This window comes from Yersinia enterocolitica (genome assembly GCA_002082245.2).
In the GTDB taxonomy this organism is placed as follows: Bacteria; Pseudomonadota; Gammaproteobacteria; order Enterobacterales; family Enterobacteriaceae; genus Yersinia; species Yersinia enterocolitica_E.
Window position 1 is genome coordinate 1,523,524 of record NBTC02000002.1, and the last position, 22,523, is coordinate 1,546,046.

The window sequence follows — 22,523 nt, forward strand, 5'->3', positions numbered from 1 at the left end:
TAACCCTCTATTTAACTAACCTGTTATCCATTAACTCGTTGCTGCTTATTCACTAAAATGGTCGAGAAATAGGGCAATGTCTGGTCAGCGGCGATGCTATCAAGCTGACGCCAGCACACTTCGCCAGGCAATGAGGCTTCCGACATCAACAGCGCATGTGGGAACAGCTCCAACCGTGCCAGCAGCGCTTGGATCCGAGCAAAACGGCCATAGACTTTCATTAGCACCACACAGTCGTGATCCCGCAGTGCGCGCTCCAATTCGGCCTCCGGCGCGGTACAGGACATGATGGCCAGTGACTGCTGCTCCATCGCCAGCGGTAGCGCCGCACGCGAGGCAATGGCGGCAAATGAGGTTACGCCCGGTACGATTTCCAACCAATCAGGCCGCCCGATGCGTTCCAATAAAAACACCCACGTGCTGAATAACATGGCATCGCCGAGGGTGATAAATCCCACCTGACGGCCATTGGCCACTTCAGATTGCAACTGTTGTGCCACCTCATCCCATACCGTTTGCTTCTCACTATCATCAGCGCTCATAGGGAAATGACAGGTGCGGATTTCGGTATGTGGTGAAAGGTATTCGCGCACGATAGAGAGCGCCAGACTGTCGCCACCTTTGCGCCCGGCAGGCGCATACAGCACATCGAGTTTGGCTATCAGCCGTGCTGCGCGTACAGTAATTAAATCACTAGCACCTGGGCCAACACCCAATGCATAAAGTCTGCCGCTCATTACGCTGCCTCCTGCTGTTTTTGTTGTAAGGCTTGGTCCAGATGTTCGACAAACATTTGACGTATCAATGGGTTCTCACCCAATCCTTGTAACCAGGAGTGAGCACAGATACCGGCGGCCTCCAGTTGCGATTGCCATGAGTCCGGCTCATCAGAGGCCATATCGTTGATGGCATGATCACCGGCCACCAACATCAGCGGCATTAAGTGCACTTTACGCACCCCCTGCTGTTGCAGCCGGGTAATGATATGGCTGATTTCTGGATAACTCTCTACCGCGCCCACCAATGCCGGGAAATGCAGCGAGGTCATCAGATGATCCAGACAGGCATAGGCTGAAAAGGCATAATGGCTGGCACCGTGGCCCATAAAGACCACCCGTTCATCAGCGGCCAGCACCGGCATTTGAGCCTGTAACGCCACCAGCAGTTGTTGGTAATCGGCAAAACTGCTTAACAACGGCGTACCCAATACCAGACGATGGAAACAGTCGCTAAAGGTGCGCACTTCATTGGCAATTTTTTCGTATTCATCGCCGTTTATCACATGCAGCGATTGGATGGCGACATCCTGATAGCCCTGTTCAGCCAGGTGTTTTAGCGCCTCCCGTGGGTTGTTGATCAGCAAACCATCGCGTTTGCGCAATTTGCGGATGATCATCTCCGAGGTAAACGCGCGAAAAACATCACGATCGCTGTAAGCTGCCGCCAGTTGCTGCTCGCAAGCATCAATATTCTTTTGGCGGGTTTGTTCATAACTGGTGCCAAAACTGATCACCAACAGTGCCTTTTTCATTTTATTGTCCTCGTTGTTGCTGCCAGTGGATCAGATGTTGGCTAAATTCATCTAATGACGTCACTTGCTGACCGATACCGCCCAATACCACGCTGGCGGGGCGACACACCACAATGCAGGGGATATTCAGTGCCAGACAGGGGGCGACTTTTTCCTGATATCCCCCCTGGGCACCGGACTCTTTAGTGATAACCACATCCGGCTGGCAAAACTCATACAGTGCCTGATTGAACGACGCACTGAATGGCCCGCGCAGCGCAATAATGTGGTCAACCCCCAGCCCCAGCGCCTCACATTGGTTCAGCACTTGCGCCGTGGGCAGCACCCGAACCAGTAAGGTTTTACCCACCAGCCCACGTTGATATTCAGCTAACTGCTTACTGCCAGTCGTGAGTAACACCCGCGGCCCCAGCCATTTTGCCACCTCACAGGCCGCAGCAACGCTATCGACCTTGTGCAGCAGAGGGTGGCTCAGAACATCAATTTCACTTGGCCGTTGGTAACGGGTCAGCGTGACATTTGACTGTTCGCAGGCCGCCACCACATTGTCACTGAGCATGCAGGCATAAGGATGCGAGGCATCAACCACCCACTGGACCTGTCTGGTCGCCAAAAAATCAGCCATCTGCCCTGCATCCATCCGCCCAACCATGACCTCACCGCCAATATCTCCCGCCAGTTGTTTACCGGCATCAGTGGCAACCGACAGGCTATAGCGTTGCTCTGCGGCATCCAGCAATTGGCAAATCAGCCGCGCATCACTGGTACCGCCAAAGACATGAATCGGTGGATAAGGGTGATGGCCCATCACAATGAATAGCCCCGTGGCGTGATCATCAGCCCATCACGGCAATAGGTCGCCTGATTACCGACGATCACCAGACTGGTCATATCCACCGGTTCGAAATCCATCTCACCCAGCGTAGTGATCCATTTCTCCTGTTTTTTACGCCCGGCGGCTTTCACTACCCCGACTGGCGTTTCCGGCCGCTTCCACGGCTGCATTAACTCAAACGCGCGGGCCAGATGCCCTTCACGGCCACGGCTACGTGGGTTATAGAAACAGATAACAAAATCAGCCTGCGCTGCCGCGACAATGCGTTTTTCGATCACCGCCCACGGCGTCATCAAATCACTCAGGCTGATATGACAAAAATCATGCATTAGTGGCGCGCCGAGTAACGAGGCAGCAGCAATACTGGCGGTGATCCCCGCCACCAACCGCACCTCCAACTCCAATTTTTGTTGCGTTACCAGCTCCAGCACCAAGCCCGCCATACCATAGATCCCGGCATCACCACTGCTGATAAGCGCCACGTTATGGCCCGCCAGCGCCAGATCAATGGCGGTTTGGCAGCGCTCTATCTCTTTACACATGCCGGTTTTGATCACCTGCTTATCCCCGGTCAAGGGTTTCACCAGATGGGTATAGGTTTTATAACCGACGATAATTTCCGCCTCGCGGATTGCGGCGATAGCTTCCTGCGTCATCATCGATTCACTGCCCGGCCCGATGCCAATTACGGTTAACATTAATGCGATACTCCCAGAGTGATGGTGACACCCTGCTGACGCAGAGTATTGCCAACCAATTTACCGTCGCTCATCAGCCAGGCGACCGGTTGTGAAACGCTGCCGACACCCACCGTTTGGCGGACAAAATCAGAAGCAGGGAAACGTTGCTCATGGCGACTCAGTTCGCCGACACTGAACAGTTCGAACGGTACTCGCCAGCACTGAGCCAATTGATGTAGCGCGGGTTCATCTTTTTTGATAGTGACACTGCCAATAGCCCGCAGCGCCATGAGGTCAAAGTGATTCTCGGCCATTTGCTGTTGTAACAATTCAACCAAGGTTTGCAGCGAGGTGGCCCGGCGGCAACCGATACCCGCGACCACCCGGCGTGGCACCAGTTTGTACACCGGTAACGGTAATGGAGGCAGGCTGTCGCGCAACGTGACACAAACTATCGCATCCAGTTTTGGCAATTGATCCAGCGAATCAACCGCTACAAAACCACGAGTGTCACAGCGTTCACGCTCAGCCAGCAGAGGCGTATCCCACCACAAACCCACTTTTTGTTCGCTGACCAACATTTGATTGACCACTTTGACGGCGTGACGAAAATCCTGCATTTCGCCGTCCAGTTGGGTCGCCAGCGTATCCAATGCCGCCATCTGGTTAACGTCGGTTGCAGTAGTTATCACCGGATCGGCCCCGAGAATGCCCGCCAAATAACGGGTTAAGGTATTGCCGCCACCCACGTGACCAGACAACAGACTAATGACATGTTGCCCACGCTCATCAATCACCACCACCGCCGGATCACTCATTTTGTCATTCACCAACGGGGCGATAACCCGCACTGTCAGGCCGATAGCCCCGACCACTACCAGTGCCGAATACTGTTTAAAGGCCTCACGAATGGTGTCGCCAAAACTGCCATTGAACGGCAGAAAACCCGGTTCCAACAGTTTTTCACTGGTAAAGCAGGTCAGCGGCAAGTGGGTCTGCAAACGCCGCGCCAACCGCACCCCGCCCGGAGTCAGGCAAAATACCGCTATGGATTCAGGCTTGACGATATTCATGGCTAAACCCCGCATCATAGAGTTTGGAATAGTGGTATTCATCACCGAGGAACGCCCCCACCAAAATCAGTGCAGTTTTATGAATAGCAGCGGCGCGAACCAATTCGGCGATATCAGCCAGCGTACCGCGCACAGTGCGGCTTTCAGCCCATGTCGCTTTGTACACCACCGCAACAGGAGTCGACGCTGGGTATCCGCCAGCAATCAAACGTTCAGCCACGCGGTCCATCTCTTGTACTGACAAGAAAATCGCCATCGATGTTTGGTGCGCGGCAAACGCCTCCAGTTGCTCCAGCGGCGGCATCGGGGTTCGCCCTTCGATTCGGGTAATAATCAAGCTCTGCGCCACTTCCGGCACGGTGTATTCCACCCCCAGTTGCGCCGCTGCGCCAAGAAAAGCACTGACACCCGGTACCGACACAAAACCAATACCGTGCTCACTCAGCACTTCCCCCTGCTCACGGATCGAACCATATAAAGAGAGGTCACCGGTTTGTAATCGCACCACCAACTTGCCAGCCCGCACACCATCAACCATCAGTGTGATGATCTGTTCCAAATTCAAACCCGCGCTATCGTGGCATTGCGCCTCTGGCGAGCAATATTCCAGCAGTTCGGTATTGATCAGCGAGCCGGCGTAGATAACCACCTCTGCTTGCTGTAACAACCGGTAGCCTTTCAGGGTGATCAACTCTTTGTCGCCCGGCCCTGCACCGACAAACCAGATTTTTTGTGTATCCCAGGGTTGTAGTACCGCTGTTGATGCAGCATCAGGATGCTCAGACATTGCGCGCCTCCTTGTGGCAGGAAATAAGATAAGTAGGATTATTAGGTTTAAAATAGTGTCCGCTGCCCAAAGGGGTCAGGGTGGAGAGTTGCAACTGCACGCAATCTAACTGGCTGACAGCGCAGTGCTGTAAGTGAGCCAACGCGTCATTAAGGTTGTTGAGCAAAATAAAGGTCAGTACCAAACGGCCATCGGGCTTTAGCGTCATCAGCGCCCAATCAATCAGATCGGTTAAATGCCCGCCGCTGCCACCAATAAAAATGGCATCGGCTGCGGCCGTATTAGGCAAGGGGGCAACGCCTGCAATAATCGCCACATTGTGGCAACCCAGCCGCTGGCGGTTTTCGCTAATCAGTTCCAGTGCCGCTGGGTTGCGCTCAATCGCGGTGACCTGCAAATCGGGGAAGCGCAGTGCCGCCTCCAACGCCACACTGCCCGTCCCGGCGCCCACATCAATCAGGTGGCCATAACAAGGCAACTCCAGCCGTTCCAGTGCCAATGCGCGCACCGCTTCTTTGGTCATCGGGACTTTTTGCCCACGTAAGAACAGATCATCTCTCATTGAGGATCACCACCACATTCATGTCATAACGCGCCGCTACCTGTTGTTGCGACAGACGGTGAATACGTTCATTGGGTTGTGACAGGTTTTCACCGATAATCAAGGTGCGGGACAGACCACGCTGATGTAATGCATCGGCGATGGCACGCGGGCCGATAATGCTGTCAGTCACCATCGCCACCTTGTCATGCTGGAAAATCCAGTCAAAATCGGGTACCCGCCCGTGGCTGCTGGTAAGAAAAAGGTCATTCATATCCAGCGCCACTTTGGCACACAGATATTGAATAGCGCTGATGCCGGGCACGATATGTAGCTCGTCAGTGCCGAAGTTCGCCGCCAGCAGTTTGCCAATGCCATACAGCAGAGGATCACCGGAAGCCAATACCACAATGGCGCGAGTTTTGTTGCTATCCAGCCACTCCAGTAACCCCAGCAGATCCGCATCTAACAAGCGGGACTCACGAACATTGCTGCTAAATGTTGCCAGATGGCGCTTCCCGCCCACCAATACCTCAGCCTGGCTGATAGCCCACTGGGCTTCAGGGGTCAGATAGTCGATATCACCTGGGCCGATGCCAACAACCGTAATCATCGCAATGCCTCCACAATTTCATCCAGAGGCCGACTGCTGCCTAACACCTGATTATCGAAAGAGAATAAAATCGCATCGCACTGCGGCGGATTAACGGAGAAACGCATCATTTCAGCAATTCGCTCACAGATACGTTCGGCAATACGGCTGTAGACCGCCTGCCACCCCTGCTCAGCAATCAATTCCATCGCCGCTTCAGTGGTGTTGCACTGGTTCACTTCAAGCAGTAGCGCATGCGGCGCCCCCATCAGCGCCAGATGGGCAACCAATGTTTCCATACGCCCATCCGCGATATGGCTGTGGGTATGGAAGATACCGGCGGCCACTTTCACTAATTTGCCGGGATGCCCTACCAGCAGCACCTGACGAAAGCCCAGTCGCACGGTTTCCTGCAACATATAACCGACGAAATTACTCATGGTCACCACCCGCTGGCTGTCGAGGCCCAGATGGTCGCGAACAAAGCGCTCGCCATGATTGCCCGGTACCAGAATGACGCGATCTTCACCCGCCGCGCGCTTCATCTCCAATTCCAATGCCAGCGAGCGTTTCCAGCTCTCTTCCGACATCGGTGTCACAATGCCGGTAGTGCCGATGATGGAAATGCCACCGAGGATCCCCAACCGCCCGTTATAGGTTTTTTTCGCCCGCTCTTGCCCTTCGGGAGCAAAGATCTCTATTTCAGCACCGCGTAACGGGCCGATGACCTCGCGCACTGCTGCCTCGATGGTTTGGCGTGGCGTACGATTAATGGCTGAGCTGCCGACGGGGAGGCCAATACCTTTACGGCTCACTGTCCCGACCCCTTCGCCACCACGCAGAGTAATTTCCGTCTGTTCACGCAGCGTGACGCGAGCAAAAATCAGCATGCCGTGGGTAGCATCAACATCATCACCACCATCTTTGCGGATGGCCGCCGTAGCTTGCTGGCCCTCAATGAGGGGTTGTTCTACATTCAGGCATAACGTGACACCGGAAGGCGTCACAATTGAAATCTGGTCAATCACTTGCTGGCGCAACACCATTAGCGCCGCCACTTTAGCCGCCGCCGTCGCACAAGAACCGGTGGTGTAACCTTTGCGATATTGTTTGCCGTTATGCCAAATGCTGTCTAATTGCTGGTTTTGCAGCATCTGACTGTCATTGACAGTAGCCTCACTCATAGCGCCCCCCGCAACTGATAGAGGATGGCATTGATGATGGCTGCTGCCACATTGCTGCCCCCTTTGCGCCCAAGTGCTGCAATGCATGGCAGGTCACTGGCAACCAAGGCATCTTTGGATTCAGCCGCCCCGACAAACCCCACCGGTACACCAATGACCGCGATCGGTGTGGCGTGGCGTTCCAACAAGCGGAATAACGCAGTCGGGGCATTACCAAAGACAAACAGCTTTTCTCCTGACTCTGCCAGAGCAACATCCACTGCGGCCATCGAGCGAGTAATACCCTGTAGCGGCGCACTCTCCACCACCCGTGGGTCACTGATGTAGCAACGGCATTCGCATCCCATCTGCTTTAACAGCACTTTGTTGATACCGGACATCGCCATCGTAGTATCGGTATAAAGGGTGCAACCCCGGCGGATACCCTCGGCAATATGGGTTAGTACCTGCGGTGAGAAATGCAGAATATCCAGCCAATCAAAATCCGCCGTGGTATGGATAACCCGCTTGATCACCGCTTCTTGCATCTCACTGACAAAGCGAAAGTCCGGGTGCTCATCGGCAATAATGTCACCGATGATGGCAAAACTGTTTTGCTCTATTTCCTGCGGGTTCTTTATATAGTTCATCAGGTTATCCTTGTTAAATGCCGACCAGCAGCAGACGAATCAGGGCAAACAGTAATAGTGCTAATAACGACGCCATCAGCATCAAATGGATAGTGCGCGGGATATCATCCAGCGCCACCTCGCGCCGTTCATCACCGATCCAGGGTTTTTCAACCCGCACGCCAAAGTAATCATTCGGCCCCCCCAGCCGCACGCCCAGCGCACCGGCAACCGTGGCTTCAGACCAGGCACAGTTAGGACTGGCGTGCTGATAACGATCACGCCAGCCGATGTGCAATGCCTGACGGTAATCGGCTCGTAGTAACCACGCGGCTACGCTGAGTAATAACCAGCTCAGACGGGCTGGGATCCAGTTCGCCACATCATCCATCCGTGCCGACACATAACCAATCGCGCGGTATTTTGGCGTTTTGTAACCCACCATCGAATCAAGGGTATTGACTGCTTTGTAAGCCATTGCCAGCGGGGCGCCGCCTAACATCAAAAAGAACAGCGGTGCAATCACGCCATCAACGCTGTTTTCGGCCACTGTCTCTACCACCGCACGGGTGATTTGTGGCTTCTCTAGTTGTGAGGTGTCACGCCCGACAATCCATGACAGCTTCTCGCGGCTTTGTGCCAGCGAACCGTGCTTCAGGGCATCAAATACCAGTAGCGCCGCATCACTCAGGCAACGTCCGGCTAAGAGGGTGTAAATCATCCACACTTGCGCCAACCAGCCGAGCCACGGATTGATGTGTGTCATCAGTGATAAGAACCCCCAACTCAGCAGCCATGTCACGCCGACCACCACCAACCACAGCGCTGCTCCCCCCCACTTCAGTGCCCGTTCGCTATGGCAAACCGCACGGATAGCACGTTGCATTACAGAGATCAGGTTACCCATCCAGCGCACCGGGTGCGGCCAGTGCGGCGGGTCGCCGAGCCAGCTATCAAGCAAGAAAGCGACAAACCATGCGCTCAGGGTCATAGCACGCTCCGGGCAGCGGTCAGCCAGCCATTCAGTAAACCGGGGCGCTGGGCAAAATGGATATGCAGATAGCTGGCCTGAGTGCGCTGAAGTTGATAGCCACTGTGCCAGCGCTGAATAGCGACACCATCACGCCATTTGCTGCTATCAAATACCGGCGTCAATGGGCTAGTAAAATCGGAATAATGGAATTCATGACCACGCAGAATTTCACCTTGTGCAGCCAATAAGGTGTCACTGCGGGCCTGTGCCTGACAGTAACCAAAGCGAGTCAGCCGTTTCCCCATCCGGCTCTCACCGGCCAAAATGCCAACCATCGGGTGGCGCTGACCACTCTCATCCGTTAAGCCATCACCGAGATACATCAGGCCACCGCATTCGGCATACAGCGGGATCTGTTGGCGATGCGCTTGCTGTAACGCTGCATGCATCGCTGTATTCGCCGCTAAGCGGCTCGCGTGAATTTCGGGATAACCTCCCCCGAGATAAATCATCTGGCAATCGGGTAACCGGCGGTCATGAAGTGGGCTGAAACGTTGGATGCGCACGCCTGCCTGCTCTAGCAGGTCAAGGTTATCGGGGTAATAGAAATTGAATGCTTCATCTTCGGCCAAGGCCAGTGTCAGGCCGTTAGCCAGTGTAGACAGAGGTAAGGAAGGCGGGGTGCCGGCAGGCTGTGCCGCACAATGCGTCAGTGCCAGTAATCGGTCGAGATCGATAAAGGCTTCAACCTGCTGTGCCAGCCGTTGCCAGCGGGGCGAGCTGTCGGGCTGATGGGTTCTACCCGCCACGCCCTCACGCTGCTCTTGCACCGGTATCAACCCTAAATGGCGTGATGGCAGCGCGATATCATCCATCACCGGCAAGCGCCCCAGCACGGGAATACCGCAGTAATGCTCGATGGCGTGGCGGATTAGCTGATAATGGTTTTCTGAATTAACACGGTTAACAATCACGCCTGCGATGGTGAGATTTGGGTCAAACTGGCAGAACCCCAGCACGGTAGCCGCAACCGAGGTGGATACCGCCTTGCCATCCACCAGTAAGATAACCGGGCAGCCCAGTTGTTTGGCCATCGCCGCACTACTGCAATAATCGGGATCAGTGCCGTAGCCGTCATACAAGCCCATCACACCTTCGATCACCGCCACATCAGCATGGCGCATGTGCTGGTTATATAACCCATTCAAGGTCGCAGCCGGTAGCATAAAAGCATCGAGGTTACGCGAGGTAACACCACTGACGGCGCTATGCCAGCCGGTATCCAGGTAATCTGGCCCGACCTTAAACGGCTGCACAGATAATCCGCGTGCCATCAGCGCCCGCAGAATACCCAACGTCACGGTTGTTTTACCGCATCCACTGCCGGTACCTGCGATAATAAATGCTTGTTTGCCAGACCGTTGCATAAAAAATCCCGCCATTTCTAGCGGGATATGCAGTGTCAAAAAGGTGCGTCTGCGCAACGTCACCGCAGCGCGCATCTAATGACAACCCACTTCCCACCGAAGGAGTTGAATATATTTTACCGATTTGGCTGGTCTTCTGGCTTAGCGTCATCCTCTCCCGCACCTTCCCAATCCGGTGGATCAGTGGTTTCAGCGGGTTCGTCGGCATCACAGCAGCGGGGGCTGCGGGGGATTGTCACCCCCTTCCCTGTCGTGTATTAAGTGCCAATGCGTACACGACATAACCATTTCAGTAACTTCCCCCTCGTATTGATAGCTACAGTGTTGTTAGCAACTCTCACGCACCTGCATCACTGACCTTAGTCAGCTCCACGGGTTTGTTCGTTTGCTACCTTGCTGCAACGCCAACTACGTTGGGGTATGTATTTATCTAATACAGTAGATTATTTTATTTCTATTTCGTTATAGAATTTATCTCTTTATTTACACAGTTGTAACGTCAACTGATTTATTAAATCCGGTTAACGTTAATATACTCTTTTCCACAAATAAAAAATGGTTAATTTCATTTTTTGGGGATTATTTTTTGGTGTCAACACAGCAAATAATTGCCACTTCATTATTAAAAATAATTTAAAAACAATCAGTTAGAAAGATAACGGCATTTAAGAGCATAACAAAAAATTGTCATTATTTATTTAATATATTAATACCCATCACCGTTCTTAAATATATAAACGTGAGCATAGAGCATGACTAATTGTTATTAGATCAATAACTGTCATTCCATTTCACTGCGTTCAGAAGAAAGTGAACGAAATACCTGCGGTGTCACATTATAGGTCTGGCGGAACACCTTGCAAAAATAGCTGGTTTGGGAAAATCCAAGATTTTTGGCAATACTGGCAATGCTCCAATCACTGTGCTGCAACATCTCTCTGGCATTGGCCATGCGTTGTTGGTTGACCCAGGCATTGAAGCCGATCCCCTGATATTTTTTAAATAATTTACTGAAATAGTAAGGACTGAGATACACCTTGCCAGCCACTTCTTCCAACCGGAGCTCTTCTGACAAATGCGTGTCTATATAGCGTAGTGCTTTCTTCATTTTGCTGTCATGCGGGTGGACCGGCCGTATTCTGCCCGGCTCTTTACTCCCCATATTGTCATTGATTACAACAAAATTGAGGTGTTTTTTCAGGCAGTTCTCAACAATCAGCTTCAGCAAATCAGCCGAGGCTATTACTCGAGAAAAATCCATTATCGGTACATTATGGAACTCATCCATTAGCGCCGGATTCTGCTGCCAGTTATTATCGACATTCAGAATATCAATAAGGTAAACATCTGCATGCAGCCGGACCTGACCACATAACACAAAGCCCACCAGATGGCCGGCAATCACCAAAGGAATAGAAAAATCAGTTAATCCGGCATGGCAGCGGTAGATGCAGGGCTCATTGGATTTGGACGCTTCAAGGCCACCACAACGATCACTCATCCGACAGCGCAGATGGTTAACCGGATCTTGACGCATTAATTGACAAAATGGGGTGAAATTAAACAGGTCAGAGATTTCCTCACCGTGAATATTCACCACCACCACCGCCAATCCGGTGGCTTGGGCAAAATCCTGGGCGATTTTATTTATGAGCTCTGAGTTAAGAGAACTGGCAGAAATCATGATAAAACCTCTCAGTTAATTTATTGTTATTAAATTTTATTTTATTGTTATAAAGCATCCCTGTAATAAGTAATATGTTAGAACATTGTTATTTAGTCATTCCTATTCACCAGGTTAAAATCTATTTCCCTGAAAAGGTAAAGTAACAATTTACTCTACCAGAGTCATAAACGTCAGGGGACCATTAATGAGCCATTAACCAGAATGGATCACGAAATTTCCTCACCCAGTGTCAGATGAGGAAATCCACGTTGCTTTATAAATTAACTTTCTCATCCTCTAACTTACAGGTATTACAAGGTAGATTTTTGCCAATGAGGAAGCGATAAACTGCGGCCCCGAGGCAAGCACCAATAATCGGCGCCACAATCGGAATAATGAAATAAGGGATATCACGGCCGCCGGTCATTGAAATTTTTCCCCAACCAGCAAAGAAGGTAAATAATTTAGGACCAAAATCACGTGCTGGATTCATGGCAAAACCAGTTAATGGAGCGGTAGAAGCACCAATAACCGCCACCAGAATACCGATCAATAGTGGACCTAATGCACCACGTGGCACACCGTTACCATCATCAGTTAGTGCCATAATCAGCCCCATAAGAATCGAGGTGATAATAATTTCAACAAATGCAGCCTGCCATACGCTGATTGCCGGTGATGGGAAGGTGCTGAAGATACTGGCTAATTGCAGACTTTCCATGCTGCCACGCACCATCTGGTGTGCGGCTTCAAAATCAGTAAATAAATTATGATAGAGCATATAGGCCAGTGCCGCGCCACCAAAAGCACCGGCAACTTGAGCAATGCTGTACGGGATGACTTTCCGTGCGGGGAAACAGGCAAATAGCCATAACGCGATAGTAATGGCCGGGTTGAGGTGAGCACCGGAAATTCCTGCCGTCAGGTAGACCGCCAGTGAAATACCCAGCCCCCACACGATACAGATTTCCCACAAACCAAAACTGGCACCTGCTACTTTCAATGCAGCTAAACAACTAATACCAAAAAACAAAAACAGCCCGGTACCGAGGAATTCCGCAATACACTGCGCTTTTAGTGAGTCGTTCATAGATTTACCCTGCTTGTGATTATTATGATCAATCTATCCAAAATAGATGAAGTAATGCACGGCCCATGACCCAGCCACTATAAAGAGAGCAAAAATGAAAGTGTTGTCGTGATGTGCCATTAATTAAACAAAAAATAGACCTTCAATAACAAATTATTGTCATTTGCGCAGAAAAGTTAGCGCCAACACCGTGTTAACAGGCACTTTTATGCTTTATTCAGCTATATGACTTTCTTGCCATTTATTCTTTCCGTTATTGTTATCAAGCTCGCACTTTTGTGGCTACTCCCCCCTCAGGTGTATCATTATATTTATGCGCGCGATCACGCGAACTATTAATCGGGCGGGTGCGCAATTAGCAGATTTAATACCTACTGTCACCTAATAAATTGTAATTCTGAATATGCAATAGCCAGTTATTACCACCCAATATCAACGAAATAACGTTTTAAAACATAATATTAAGTTATAGCCATGACAATAATTTGTTATTTCCTCACTAACCATTCCCGTCAGTAAATTCAATACAGCCATTCTTTTTCATTGCTTGTTTGTATATTCGTTCTCAGCACGAACCTGACAACTTTATTTTTAAACTTACCGAATTTATTTTTTTAAATTTACTGAATGGCACCAACACGACAGTTTTTATTTTAGAACCTGAAGCGCGTTTGAAACCGTAATAGCTGCATTTCCAACGCACAAACATCAGGTTCCTGACATCCCCGTCGAGGTATTTATGCAACAAGAAGCACTAGGAATGGTGGAAACCAAAGGGTTGACTGCAGCCATTGAGGCTGCGGACACCATGGTGAAATCGGCCAATGTGACATTAGTCGGCTATGAAAAAATTGGCTCTGGTCTGGTCACCGTCATCGTACGTGGTGATGTGGGCGCAGTTAAAGCAGCCACTGATGCCGGTGCAAGTGCGGCTGCGAAAGTGGGTGAAGTGAAATCGACCCATGTCATCCCACGTCCACACACCGATGTCGAGAAGTTCTTGCCAAAGGGAAATAGCTAATGAAAAGCAATGACCTGGTCGACCAAATCATGGCGCAGGTGATAGCAAAAGTCAGCGAACACGCTCCGGCGTCTTCTAAACAACCCTCCTATAAACAACGAGATACGGCTATGGCTGAGAAGACTTGCAGTTTAACGGAATTTGTTGGTACCGCGATCGGTGACACGGTCGGACTGGTGATCGCCAACGTCGACAGCGCCCTACTGGACGCAATGAAGCTGGAAAAACGCTATCGCTCCATCGGTATTTTGGGCGCACGTACCGGCGCTGGCCCGCACATCATGGCGGCCGATGAAGCTGTCAAAGCCACTAATACTGAAGTGGTCAGTATTGAGTTACCCCGCGATACCAAGGGCGGTGCCGGTCATGGCTCGCTGATCATCTTCGGTGGTGATGATGTTTCTGATGTGAAACGTGCCGTCGAAGTGGCGCTGAAAGAGCTGGATCGGACCTTCGGCGATGTTTACGCCAATGAAGCCGGTCACATTGAATTGCAGTACAGCGCACGTGCCAGCCACGCATTGGAAAAAGCATTTGGCGCGCCATTGGGCCGTTCTTGCGGAGTGATAGTCGGTGCACCGGCGTCGATTGGTGTTTTGATGGCGGATACCGCCGTGAAATCTGCCAACGTTGACGTGGTGGCTTACAGCTCCCCTGCACATGGCACCAGCTTCAGTAACGAAGTGATTCTGGTTATCTCCGGTGATTCTGGCGCAGTTCGTCAGGCAGTGATTTCTGCCCGTGAGATTGGCAAAACGGTATTAGCGACCTTGGGTTCTGAACCGAAAAACGACCGCCCTTCTTATATCTGACGCCACAGTGAGGCTGTTTCATGAAATCGAAAAGATTTGAAGCATTGGCGAAACGCCCGGTTAATCAGGACGGCTTTGTCAAAGAGTGGATCGAGGAAGGCTTTATTGCCATGGAAAGCCCGAATGATCCAAAACCTTCCATCAAGATTGTTAACGGTGTGGTGACCGAATTAGACGGTAAGCCACAAAGCAGTTTCGACCTGATAGACCACTTTATCGCCCGCTACGGTATCAATCTGGCGCATGCGGAAGAAGTGATGAAGATGGACTCCATCAAGTTGGCCAATATGCTGTGTGATCCTAACGTATCGCGCCGCACCATTGTGCCACTCACTACAGCGATGACCCCGGCCAAAATTGTCGAGGTGGTTTCTCATATGAACGTGGTGGAAATGATGATGTCGATGCAGAAAATGCGCGCACGTCGTACCCCATCACAACAGGCTCACGTCACTAACGTTAAAGATAACCCAGTGCAGATTGCCGCCGATGCCGCCGAAGGCGCATACCGTGGCTTCGATGAGCAGGAAACTACTGTGGCCGTGGCCCGTTATGCGCCATTCAATGCCATCGCGCTGTTAGTCGGTTCGCAAGTGGGTCGCCCTGGTGTGCTGACGCAATGTTCGCTGGAAGAAGCCACCGAGTTGAAGCTGGGGATGCTGGGCCATACCTGTTATGCCGAAACCATTTCGGTTTACGGTACTGAGCCGGTATTTACCGACGGTGATGACACGCCGTGGTCCAAAGGCTTCCTCGCCTCGTCCTATGCATCACGCGGTTTGAAAATGCGTTTTACCTCTGGTTCAGGCTCCGAGGTGCAAATGGGTTATGCCGAAGGCAAATCCATGCTGTATCTGGAAGCTCGCTGTATCTATATCACCAAAGCTGCCGGGGTTCAGGGGCTGCAAAATGGTTCAGTCAGTTGTGTCGGTGTGCCATCCGCTGTGCCATCGGGCATCCGGGCCATCCTGGCAGAAAACCTGATTTGCTCTGCACTGGATTTGGAATGCGCCTCCAGTAACGACCAGACCTTTACCCACTCCGATATGCGCCGTACCGCCCGTCTGCTGATGCAGTTCCTGCCGGGTACTGACTTTATCTCCTCTGGTTTTTCTGCGGTACCTAACTACGACAACATGTTCGCCGGTTCCAACGAAGATGCCGAAGACTTTGACGATTACAACGTATTGCAGCGCGACTTGAAAGTTGATGGTGGCTTGCGTCCGGTGCTGGAAGCTGACGTGGTGGCGATTCGTAATAAAGCTGCCCGTGCGCTGCAAGCAGTATTTGCCGGTATGGGCCTGCCACCCATTACTGACGAAGAAGTGATTGCGGCGACATATGCACACGGCTCGAAAGATATGCCGGAACGTAACATCGTTGAAGACATCAAGTTCGCTCAGGAAATCATCAGCAAAAACCGCACCGGTTTGGAAGTGGTAAAAGCATTGGCACAAGGTGGTTTCGAAGATGTAGCGCAAGACATGCTCAACATCCAGAAAGCCAAAATTGCCGGTGACTACCTGCATACCTCGGCGATCATTAAAGGTGACAACCAAGTGCTGTCAGCGGTGAATGACGTCAATGACTACGCGGGTCCAGCTACCGGTTACCGGCTGGAAGGTGCACGTTGGGAAGAGATCAAAAACATTCCAAACGCGCTTGATCCGAATGAGCTTGGTTAAGGGGTTCACGAGATGGTGGATATTAACGAAAAACTGTTACGTCAAATTATCGAAGGCGTATTGCAGGAAATGCAGGGAGACAAAAATACCGTCTCCTTTAAGCAGGATTCCCAACCCGCAGCGGCTACGGCTACTGTTGCTGAAGGAAATTTCCTGACCGAAGTGGGTGAAGCCCGCCCTGGCAGCAATCAGGATGAAGTGATCATTGCCGTCGGCCCGGCATTTGGCCTATCGCAAACGGCTAACATCGTCGGTATCCCGCACAAAAATATTCTGCGCGAACTGATCGCCGGTATTGAAGAAGAAGGCATTAAAGCACGGGTTATCCGCTGCTTTAAATCCTCCGACGTGGCGTTTGTTGCCGTCGAGGGTAACCGCCTGAGTGGTTCCGGTATCTCCATCGGTATTCAATCCAAAGGCACTACGGTGATTCATCAGCAAGGCTTACCGCCGCTCTCCAATCTGGAGTTGTTCCCGCAGGCCCCGCTGTTGACGCTGGAAACTTATCGCCAAATTGGTAAAAACGCCGCGCGTTATGCCAAACGGGAATCACCACAACCGGTTCCTACCCTGAACGACCAAATGGCACGGCCAAAATATCAGGCCAAATCAGCGATTCTGCATATTAAAGAAACCAAATATGTGGTGACCGGCAAGAATCCTCAGGAACTCCGGGTGGCGCTTTAACAAAGGAAAACACAATGAATTCCGAAGCTATTGAATCCATGGTTCGCGATGTGCTGAGCAAGATGAACAGCTTGCAAGGCCAGACACCTGCGGCTGCTTGTGCGGCACCAGCAGCCAGTTCGCGCAATGATGCCAAAGTCTCTGATTATCCGCTGGCAAATAAACACCCTGATTGGGTCAAAACGGCCACTAACAAAACGCTGGATGACCTCACGTTGGCTAACGTTTTGAACGGCAGTGTCACTTCGCAAGATTTGCGGATTACACCGGAAATCCTGCGTATTCAGGCATCTATTGCCCGTGATGCAGGTCGTCCACTGTTGGCAATTAACTTCGAGCGTGCAGCCGAGCTGACGGCAGTACCGGATGACAAGGTGTTGGATATCTATAACGCCCTACGTCCATTCCGCTCCAGCAAAGAGGAGCTGAACGCTATCGCCGACGACCTGGAACAGACCTACAAAGCGACCATCTGTGCGGCATTCGTCCGTGAAGCTGCCGTTTTGTATGTCCAGCGTAAGAAGCTAAAAGGCGACGATTAACGCAGTGATATCAATCAAGGGGAAGCGTGCCGTGGGGGTCGTAGCGGCGTAAGCCGCCGGAGCGCCCCTAGGTACGATAGCCCCGTTGATCACGACATCCCGTTATTAGTCATTTAAGGATCGGATATGGATTACATCGTCGGTGTGGATATTGGTAACTCGTCAACAGAAGTGGCATTAGCACAATGCACGGCTGGTGGTCAGTTGCACTTTATTACCAGTACCCTGACCGAGACGACGGGTATCAAAGGGACTCAACGCAATATTTTCGGCATTAACAAGGCGCTGAATATGTTGGTGGAAAAGGCCGATATTGCGCTAAGCGATATCAGCCTGATCCGCATTAACGAGGCCACACCGGTGATCGGTGATGTGGCGATGGAGACAATTACCGAAACCATCATCACCGAATCCACCATGATCGGTCATAACCCGAAAACCCCCGGTGGACTGGGATTGGGGGTTGGGCTGACCATTACTATTGACGAGTTGGTCACCCGTGACCCTGCCCAACCTTATATTCTGGTGGTGCCATCAGCGGTGGATTTCGCCGATGTTGCGGCGGTGGTGAATGCTGCCAACGGCGCTGGCTATCGTATCACGGCGGTTATCTTGCAACGAGACGATGGCGTGCTGGTCAGTAATCGGCTGGCGCACCCGCTACCAATCGTTGATGAGGTGCTACATATCGACCGCATCCCGATGGGCATGCTGGCGGCGGTAGAAGTTGCGATGCCGGGTCAAGTGATTGAAACCCTCTCTAACCCCTATGGCATTGCCACCGTATTTGAACTGACTGCCGAAGAAACCAAAAACATTGTGCCGGTGGCGCGAGCGTTGATTGGTACCCGCTCGGCGGTGGTAGTGAAAACCCCAGAAGGGGATGTTAAAGCACGCTCGATACCGGCCGGTCATCTGGAGTTATTCGCTGACGGCCGCACGGTACGGGTGGATGTGGCGACCGGAAGTGAAGCCATTATGACGGCGGTCAACAGCTTCCGTCATTTGGACAATGTCAGTGGTGAAGCAGGAACCAATATCGGCGGCATGCTCGAACACGTTCGCCAAACCATGGCGGAACTGACCAACAAACCCACCAATGAGATCTTCATTCAAGACTTGCTGGCAGTAGACACTGCCGTGCCGGTCAATGTCACCGGCGGTCTGGCGGGCGAATTCTCGCTTGAACAAGCGGTGGGCATCGCCTCCATGGTGAAGTCTGATCGCCTGCAAATGGCGCATATCGCCAGAGAAATCGAAAAGACACTGAATATTGATGTTCAGGTTGGGGGGGCGGAAGCCGAAGCGGCGATACTCGGCGCGCTGACCACACCAGGGACGCAACGGCCACTCGCCATCCTCGATTTGGGGGCGGGATCTACCGACGCCTCCATCATCAATGCTCAGGGCCAAATCGTCGCCACCCATCTGGCGGGAGCCGGCGATATGGTCACGATGATCATCGCCTCTGAATTAGATTTACAAGACCGCTATCTGGCAGAGGACATCAAAAAGTATCCGTTGGCAAAAGTGGAAAGCTTGTTCCACCTGCGCCATGAAGATGGCAGCGTTCAGTTCTTCCCACAACCGCTGCCACCAGAGGTTTTTGCCCGACTGGTGGTAGTCAAGCCGGAAGGTTTAGTGCCACTGCCGGGGGATTACGCGCTGGAAAAAGTGCGCAATATCCGCCGCTCAGCCAAAGAGCGGGTGTTTGTTACCAATGCGCTTCGCGCCCTGCGTCAAGTCAGCCCGACCGGCAATATCCGCGATATCCCCTTCGTGGTGTTAGTTGGCGGCTCGTCGCTGGACTTTGAAATCCCGCAATTGGTCACCGATGCGCTCTCTCACTACAAATTGGTGGCGGGGCGCGGCAACATTCGCGCCAGCGAAGGGCCGCGTAATGCGGTAGCCACCGGGCTGATTCTGGCCTATCAACGGGAGAATCACGGATGAATTTCACCCATGACGCCCCCGCAATAGTAATCAGTCTGACGACACCGACACCCGAAGCCGTCTGGCATCAGGTGCTGCTGGGTATTGAGGAGGAAGGTATTCCCTGGCGCTGGCAACAAGACGACGACGGCGATGTAGCACAACGCGCCTGGCAGGCCGCCACCCGCTCCCCGTTATTGGTCGGGCTGGCCTGTTCCGGCGACGAAGTGGTCGTGCATTTTCGTAATTTACCGCCCGCCAACCCGCTATTTCGGCAGCGGCGCGGGCAGAACGAGGACCAACTACGGCAGCTTGGCAATAACGCGGCCCGGTTAGTCAAAGGCTTACCATTTAAGTAACCCCATACAAATCTCAGGGCGTTGTCGGTGCAGGCAGTTTGGACTTGGCCAGCGCACAGCCACCGGAGCGTACACCTGGTGTTGTAAATGCCAAGGTTCGTGAGGATGGCGAGCACTGCCCTGGTTCAAAATGGCAAACAAGATAGCCCTTACTTGATAACAAGGATAAATGAAACATGAATAACGCATTAGGTTTAGTCGAAACCAAAGGTCTGGTCGCTGCTATCGAAGCGGCTGATGCCATGGTCAAATCCGCCAACGTACAACTGGTGGGCTACGAAAAAATCGGCTCCGGTCTGGTCACCGTGATGGTACGTGGCGATGTCGGCGCAGTAAAAGCCGCTGTTGATGCCGGTTCTGCGGCTGCCAGCGCGGTGGGTGAAGTGAAATCCTGCCATGTGATCCCACGCCCACACAGCGATGTAGAAGCCATTTTACCGACCTCTGCCTAAGGGTAAGAAGAGGAGCACAGCGTGAAAACGTCACTGGGTTTACTTGAAGTTAGCGGTCTAGCGCTGGCGATCAGTGCGGCGGATGCGATGGCAAAATCAGCATCTATCAACCTGATAGGTATAGAAAAAACCAATGGTTCTGGCTGGATGTTAATTCGTCTGACCGGTGATGTGGCCTCGGTGCAGGCGGCAATCAGTACTGGTGCCGCCTTTGCCGAACTGCATCACGGATTGGTGTCGCGCGCGGTACTGGCTCGCCCAACAAAAGCTCTGTTGGCCTATTGGCTGACAGAGACTGTCGAGGTCGCGGCCCCCGAAATCGCCGTGGCGATAGAGCCAGTTGTCGCTACAGCCCCCATTAACGAGGAGACGGAAGCCGCAGAGCCTCAGCCCGCTGCGGCGACCGCCACAGATGATGTACCTGAACCTGTCTTTAGTGCTGAAAAAATCAGCACCGAAGAAAGTAGTGTGGAAAGTGAGGCTCTAATCGCTCCCCGGGTGAGCTGTAATCTCTGCCTCGATCCGGCTTGCCGACGCCATAAAGGCGAGCCTCGCTTTCGCTGTATCCACTTGGGTAAACGAGGAAAAGTCTGATGGAAAAAGCGTTACTGGAACCCGTTGTCAATAAGATCCTCGACGAAATGCGTCTTCGTCCGATCCCACTTGGGGTTTCTAACCGACACCTGCATCTTTCGGTGCAGGACTACCAACGGCTGTTCCCGCAGCAGCCGATTACTGAAAAGAAAGCGCTGCTCCAGCCCGGCCAGTACGCCGCCGAACAAACGGTAACGCTGGTCGGGCCGAAAGGCAGCCTGAAAAATGTGCGTATTCTTGGCCCGTTGCGTAGCCACAGCCAAGTGGAGATCTCCCGTACCGATGCACGCACGCTGGGTATCAATGCCCCCCTGCGGATGTCTGGCAATCTGGACGATACCCCAGCCATCACGTTAGTCAGCCCGTTCGCTGAGCTGACGTTACCCCGCGGGGTGATTGTGGCACTGCGCCATATTCATATGTCGCCGCTGGATGCCCTTATCTATCGGGTAAAACACGGTGACCGGGTACAAGTTGCCATTCAGGGCAGTGGCCGTCGCCTGATACTGGATGATGTGGCGATCCGCGTTTCACCCCAAATGAAACTGGAAATGCATATCGATACCGACGAGGCCAATGCGGCGGGTGCCGACGACCCTGCGGCGTTTGCCACGATATTAACGTCATCAGGGACAACGCGGCCATGAATCTGACTCAGGCGCAAACCGAACAACTGGTCAGCCAGATTGTCACGCGGTTAGTTGAGCGCGAACGCCGGGTTCACGCCCTGCTACTGCCTCAATTGCGCGCCGGGCTTGATCCATCGGTATTCGTGCACCATGCCACGCTGCATCTGATGTTGCCAGACCTGGCATTTATCCACCGGCTGGCGCAGTTCGATACCACCTGCCCTGCGGTGGCGGCGCTAAACGAGGCATGGTCGTGGGGCATGAAAGTGCATATCAGCTTACATCGCCAACTGCTGGCTGCGTTGCCTTGTGCCGCACTGCACTCATTGCCGCTCAGTTTCAGCGACAGTCAGGGCGTTGCTATACGGTTGCACGCGGGCAAGGTTCTAAGTTATCGCGATATCGCCACTCTCGACTCCGGCTGGCTACTCATTGCAAGCCACACGCTAGTTACACCGCTGGCGCAGGACACCGTGTCAGCCCGTCACATTCAACTGTTAAGGCAGGAGTAAATCATGCAACTGGCCAGAGTGGTAGGTTCCGTAGTCTCAACGCAAAAATCACCCACGTTGATCGGTAGGAAGCTGCTGCTGGTGCGCCGTGTTGCCGGTGATGGCTCACTGCCACCCGACAGCAAAACGCCGGACGAAGTGGCCGTCGATTCGGTCGGTGCCGGTCAGGGCGATTTGGTCTTGCTGTCAGGCGGTTCCAGTGCCAGACGGGTATTTTCCGAGCCGAATGATGCCATCGATTTGGCGATTGTCGCCATCGTCGATGAATGTTCTTACTGATGATTAATGTTCTTACTGATTGAACGGGGACC

General features: G+C 52.5%; 26 protein-coding genes and 1 riboswitch. Of the genes, 12 read left to right on the top strand and 14 right to left on the bottom strand.

Features of this window, described 5'->3' with window-relative positions:
* Positions 1-23: 23 nt before the first annotated feature.
* The 14 genes from A6J66_008285 to pduF all read right to left on the bottom strand — a co-directional run bounded on the left by A6J66_008285 (position 24) and on the right by pduF (position 12,987).
* Positions 24-737, bottom strand: a complete 714-nt coding sequence (locus A6J66_008285; GenBank protein ID PNM24187.1) for a cobalt-factor II C(20)-methyltransferase — start codon at positions 735-737, stop codon at positions 24-26.
* A complete protein-coding gene (locus A6J66_008290; protein ID PNM24188.1) occupies positions 737-1,531 on the bottom strand; it encodes a sirohydrochlorin cobaltochelatase in 795 nt (264 codons plus the stop codon). The genes A6J66_008285 and A6J66_008290 overlap by 1 nt, the downstream gene beginning before the upstream one ends.
* Position 1,532: 1 nt before the next feature.
* Positions 1,533-2,339: a cobalt-precorrin-6A reductase gene (locus A6J66_008295; GenBank protein ID PNM24189.1), complete on the bottom strand. Its 807-nt coding sequence runs from the start codon at positions 2,337-2,339 to the stop codon at positions 1,533-1,535.
* Positions 2,339-3,064, bottom strand: coding sequence for a precorrin-3B C(17)-methyltransferase (gene cobJ / locus A6J66_008300; protein ID PNM24190.1), 726 nt, complete (start codon positions 3,062-3,064; stop codon positions 2,339-2,341). The genes A6J66_008295 and cobJ overlap by 1 nt, the downstream gene beginning before the upstream one ends.
* Positions 3,064-4,119: a cobalt-precorrin 5A hydrolase gene (locus A6J66_008305; GenBank protein ID PNM24191.1), complete on the bottom strand. Its 1,056-nt coding sequence runs from the start codon at positions 4,117-4,119 to the stop codon at positions 3,064-3,066. The genes cobJ and A6J66_008305 overlap by 1 nt, the downstream gene beginning before the upstream one ends.
* Entirely contained in the window at positions 4,100-4,906 is an 807-nt protein-coding gene (cbiF, locus tag A6J66_008310) for a cobalt-precorrin-4 methyltransferase (GenBank protein ID PNM24192.1), read from the bottom strand. Before cbiF ends, A6J66_008305 begins: the two co-directional genes overlap by 20 nt.
* Positions 4,899-5,468 (bottom strand): decarboxylating cobalt-precorrin-6B (C(15))-methyltransferase, encoded by a 570-nt coding sequence (locus tag A6J66_008315; protein ID PNM24193.1) that lies wholly within the window; start codon positions 5,466-5,468, stop codon positions 4,899-4,901. The genes cbiF and A6J66_008315 overlap by 8 nt, the downstream gene beginning before the upstream one ends.
* The gene (locus tag A6J66_008320) at positions 5,458-6,060 is read right to left on the bottom strand and encodes a cobalt-precorrin-7 (C(5))-methyltransferase (GenBank protein PNM24194.1); all 603 of its coding nucleotides are present in this window, start codon (positions 6,058-6,060) and stop codon (positions 5,458-5,460) included. The genes A6J66_008315 and A6J66_008320 overlap by 11 nt, the downstream gene beginning before the upstream one ends.
* Complete coding sequence (gene cbiD, locus A6J66_008325; protein ID PNM24195.1) at positions 6,057-7,223, bottom strand: cobalt-precorrin-5B (C(1))-methyltransferase; 1,167 nt, start codon at positions 7,221-7,223, stop codon at positions 6,057-6,059. The genes A6J66_008320 and cbiD overlap by 4 nt, the downstream gene beginning before the upstream one ends.
* Positions 7,220-7,852: a cobalt-precorrin-8 methylmutase gene (locus tag A6J66_008330; protein PNM24196.1), complete on the bottom strand. Its 633-nt coding sequence runs from the start codon at positions 7,850-7,852 to the stop codon at positions 7,220-7,222. The genes cbiD and A6J66_008330 overlap by 4 nt, the downstream gene beginning before the upstream one ends.
* 13 nt (positions 7,853-7,865) lie before the next feature.
* Positions 7,866-8,822: a cobalamin biosynthesis protein gene (locus tag A6J66_008335; protein PNM24197.1), complete on the bottom strand. Its 957-nt coding sequence runs from the start codon at positions 8,820-8,822 to the stop codon at positions 7,866-7,868.
* A complete protein-coding gene (locus A6J66_008340) occupies positions 8,819-10,231 on the bottom strand; it encodes a cobyrinate a,c-diamide synthase (protein ID PNM26942.1) in 1,413 nt (470 codons plus the stop codon). The genes A6J66_008335 and A6J66_008340 overlap by 4 nt, the downstream gene beginning before the upstream one ends.
* Before the next feature lie 108 nt (positions 10,232-10,339).
* Positions 10,340-10,527, bottom strand: a riboswitch (cobalamin riboswitch).
* A 485-nt stretch (positions 10,528-11,012) separates the two neighbouring features.
* Positions 11,013-11,915, bottom strand: a complete 903-nt coding sequence (pocR, locus tag A6J66_008345; protein ID PNM24198.1) for a regulatory protein PocR — start codon at positions 11,913-11,915, stop codon at positions 11,013-11,015.
* Positions 11,916-12,171: 256 nt separating this feature from the next.
* Positions 12,172-12,987, bottom strand: coding sequence for a propanediol diffusion facilitator PduF (pduF, locus tag A6J66_008350; GenBank protein PNM24199.1), 816 nt, complete (start codon positions 12,985-12,987; stop codon positions 12,172-12,174).
* A gap of 739 nt (positions 12,988-13,726) precedes the next feature.
* On the opposite strand from pduF, the gene pduA (A6J66_008355) reads away from it, so the two are divergent.
* From pduA (A6J66_008355) to A6J66_008410, 12 genes are all read left to right on the top strand, one after another.
* Positions 13,727-14,008 (top strand): propanediol utilization microcompartment protein PduA, encoded by a 282-nt coding sequence (gene pduA / locus A6J66_008355; GenBank protein ID PNM24200.1) that lies wholly within the window; start codon positions 13,727-13,729, stop codon positions 14,006-14,008.
* Positions 14,008-14,820 (top strand): propanediol utilization microcompartment protein PduB, encoded by an 813-nt coding sequence (locus tag A6J66_008360; GenBank protein PNM24201.1) that lies wholly within the window; start codon positions 14,008-14,010, stop codon positions 14,818-14,820. Before pduA (A6J66_008355) ends, A6J66_008360 begins: the two co-directional genes overlap by 1 nt.
* 20 nt (positions 14,821-14,840) lie before the next feature.
* Complete coding sequence (gene pduC / locus A6J66_008365; protein PNM24202.1) at positions 14,841-16,505, top strand: propanediol dehydratase; 1,665 nt, start codon at positions 14,841-14,843, stop codon at positions 16,503-16,505.
* 12 nt (positions 16,506-16,517) lie between these two features.
* On the top strand, positions 16,518-17,192 hold the full coding sequence (gene pduD / locus A6J66_008370; GenBank protein ID PNM24203.1) for a propanediol dehydratase medium subunit PduD: 675 nt from the start codon (positions 16,518-16,520) through the stop codon (positions 17,190-17,192).
* A gap of 14 nt (positions 17,193-17,206) precedes the next feature.
* Positions 17,207-17,734 (top strand): propanediol dehydratase small subunit PduE, encoded by a 528-nt coding sequence (locus tag A6J66_008375; GenBank protein PNM24204.1) that lies wholly within the window; start codon positions 17,207-17,209, stop codon positions 17,732-17,734.
* A gap of 126 nt (positions 17,735-17,860) precedes the next feature.
* Positions 17,861-19,687 (top strand): diol dehydratase reactivase subunit alpha, encoded by a 1,827-nt coding sequence (locus A6J66_008380; GenBank protein ID PNM24205.1) that lies wholly within the window; start codon positions 17,861-17,863, stop codon positions 19,685-19,687.
* On the top strand, positions 19,684-20,025 hold the full coding sequence (locus A6J66_008385) for a propanediol dehydratase (protein PNM24206.1): 342 nt from the start codon (positions 19,684-19,686) through the stop codon (positions 20,023-20,025). Before A6J66_008380 ends, A6J66_008385 begins: the two co-directional genes overlap by 4 nt.
* A gap of 176 nt (positions 20,026-20,201) precedes the next feature.
* The gene (gene pduA, locus A6J66_008390) at positions 20,202-20,477 is read left to right on the top strand and encodes a propanediol utilization microcompartment protein PduA (protein PNM24207.1); all 276 of its coding nucleotides are present in this window, start codon (positions 20,202-20,204) and stop codon (positions 20,475-20,477) included.
* 21 nt (positions 20,478-20,498) lie between these two features.
* Positions 20,499-21,071, top strand: coding sequence for a BMC domain-containing protein (locus tag A6J66_008395; GenBank protein PNM24208.1), 573 nt, complete (start codon positions 20,499-20,501; stop codon positions 21,069-21,071).
* The gene (locus A6J66_008400) at positions 21,071-21,718 is read left to right on the top strand and encodes a phosphate propanoyltransferase (GenBank protein PNM24209.1); all 648 of its coding nucleotides are present in this window, start codon (positions 21,071-21,073) and stop codon (positions 21,716-21,718) included. Before A6J66_008395 ends, A6J66_008400 begins: the two co-directional genes overlap by 1 nt.
* On the top strand, positions 21,715-22,212 hold the full coding sequence (locus tag A6J66_008405; protein ID PNM24210.1) for a microcompartment protein PduM: 498 nt from the start codon (positions 21,715-21,717) through the stop codon (positions 22,210-22,212). Before A6J66_008400 ends, A6J66_008405 begins: the two co-directional genes overlap by 4 nt.
* Positions 22,213-22,215: 3 nt before the next feature.
* Positions 22,216-22,491: an ethanolamine utilization protein EutN gene (locus A6J66_008410; protein PNM24211.1), complete on the top strand. Its 276-nt coding sequence runs from the start codon at positions 22,216-22,218 to the stop codon at positions 22,489-22,491.
* Positions 22,492-22,523: the final 32 nt, after the last annotated feature.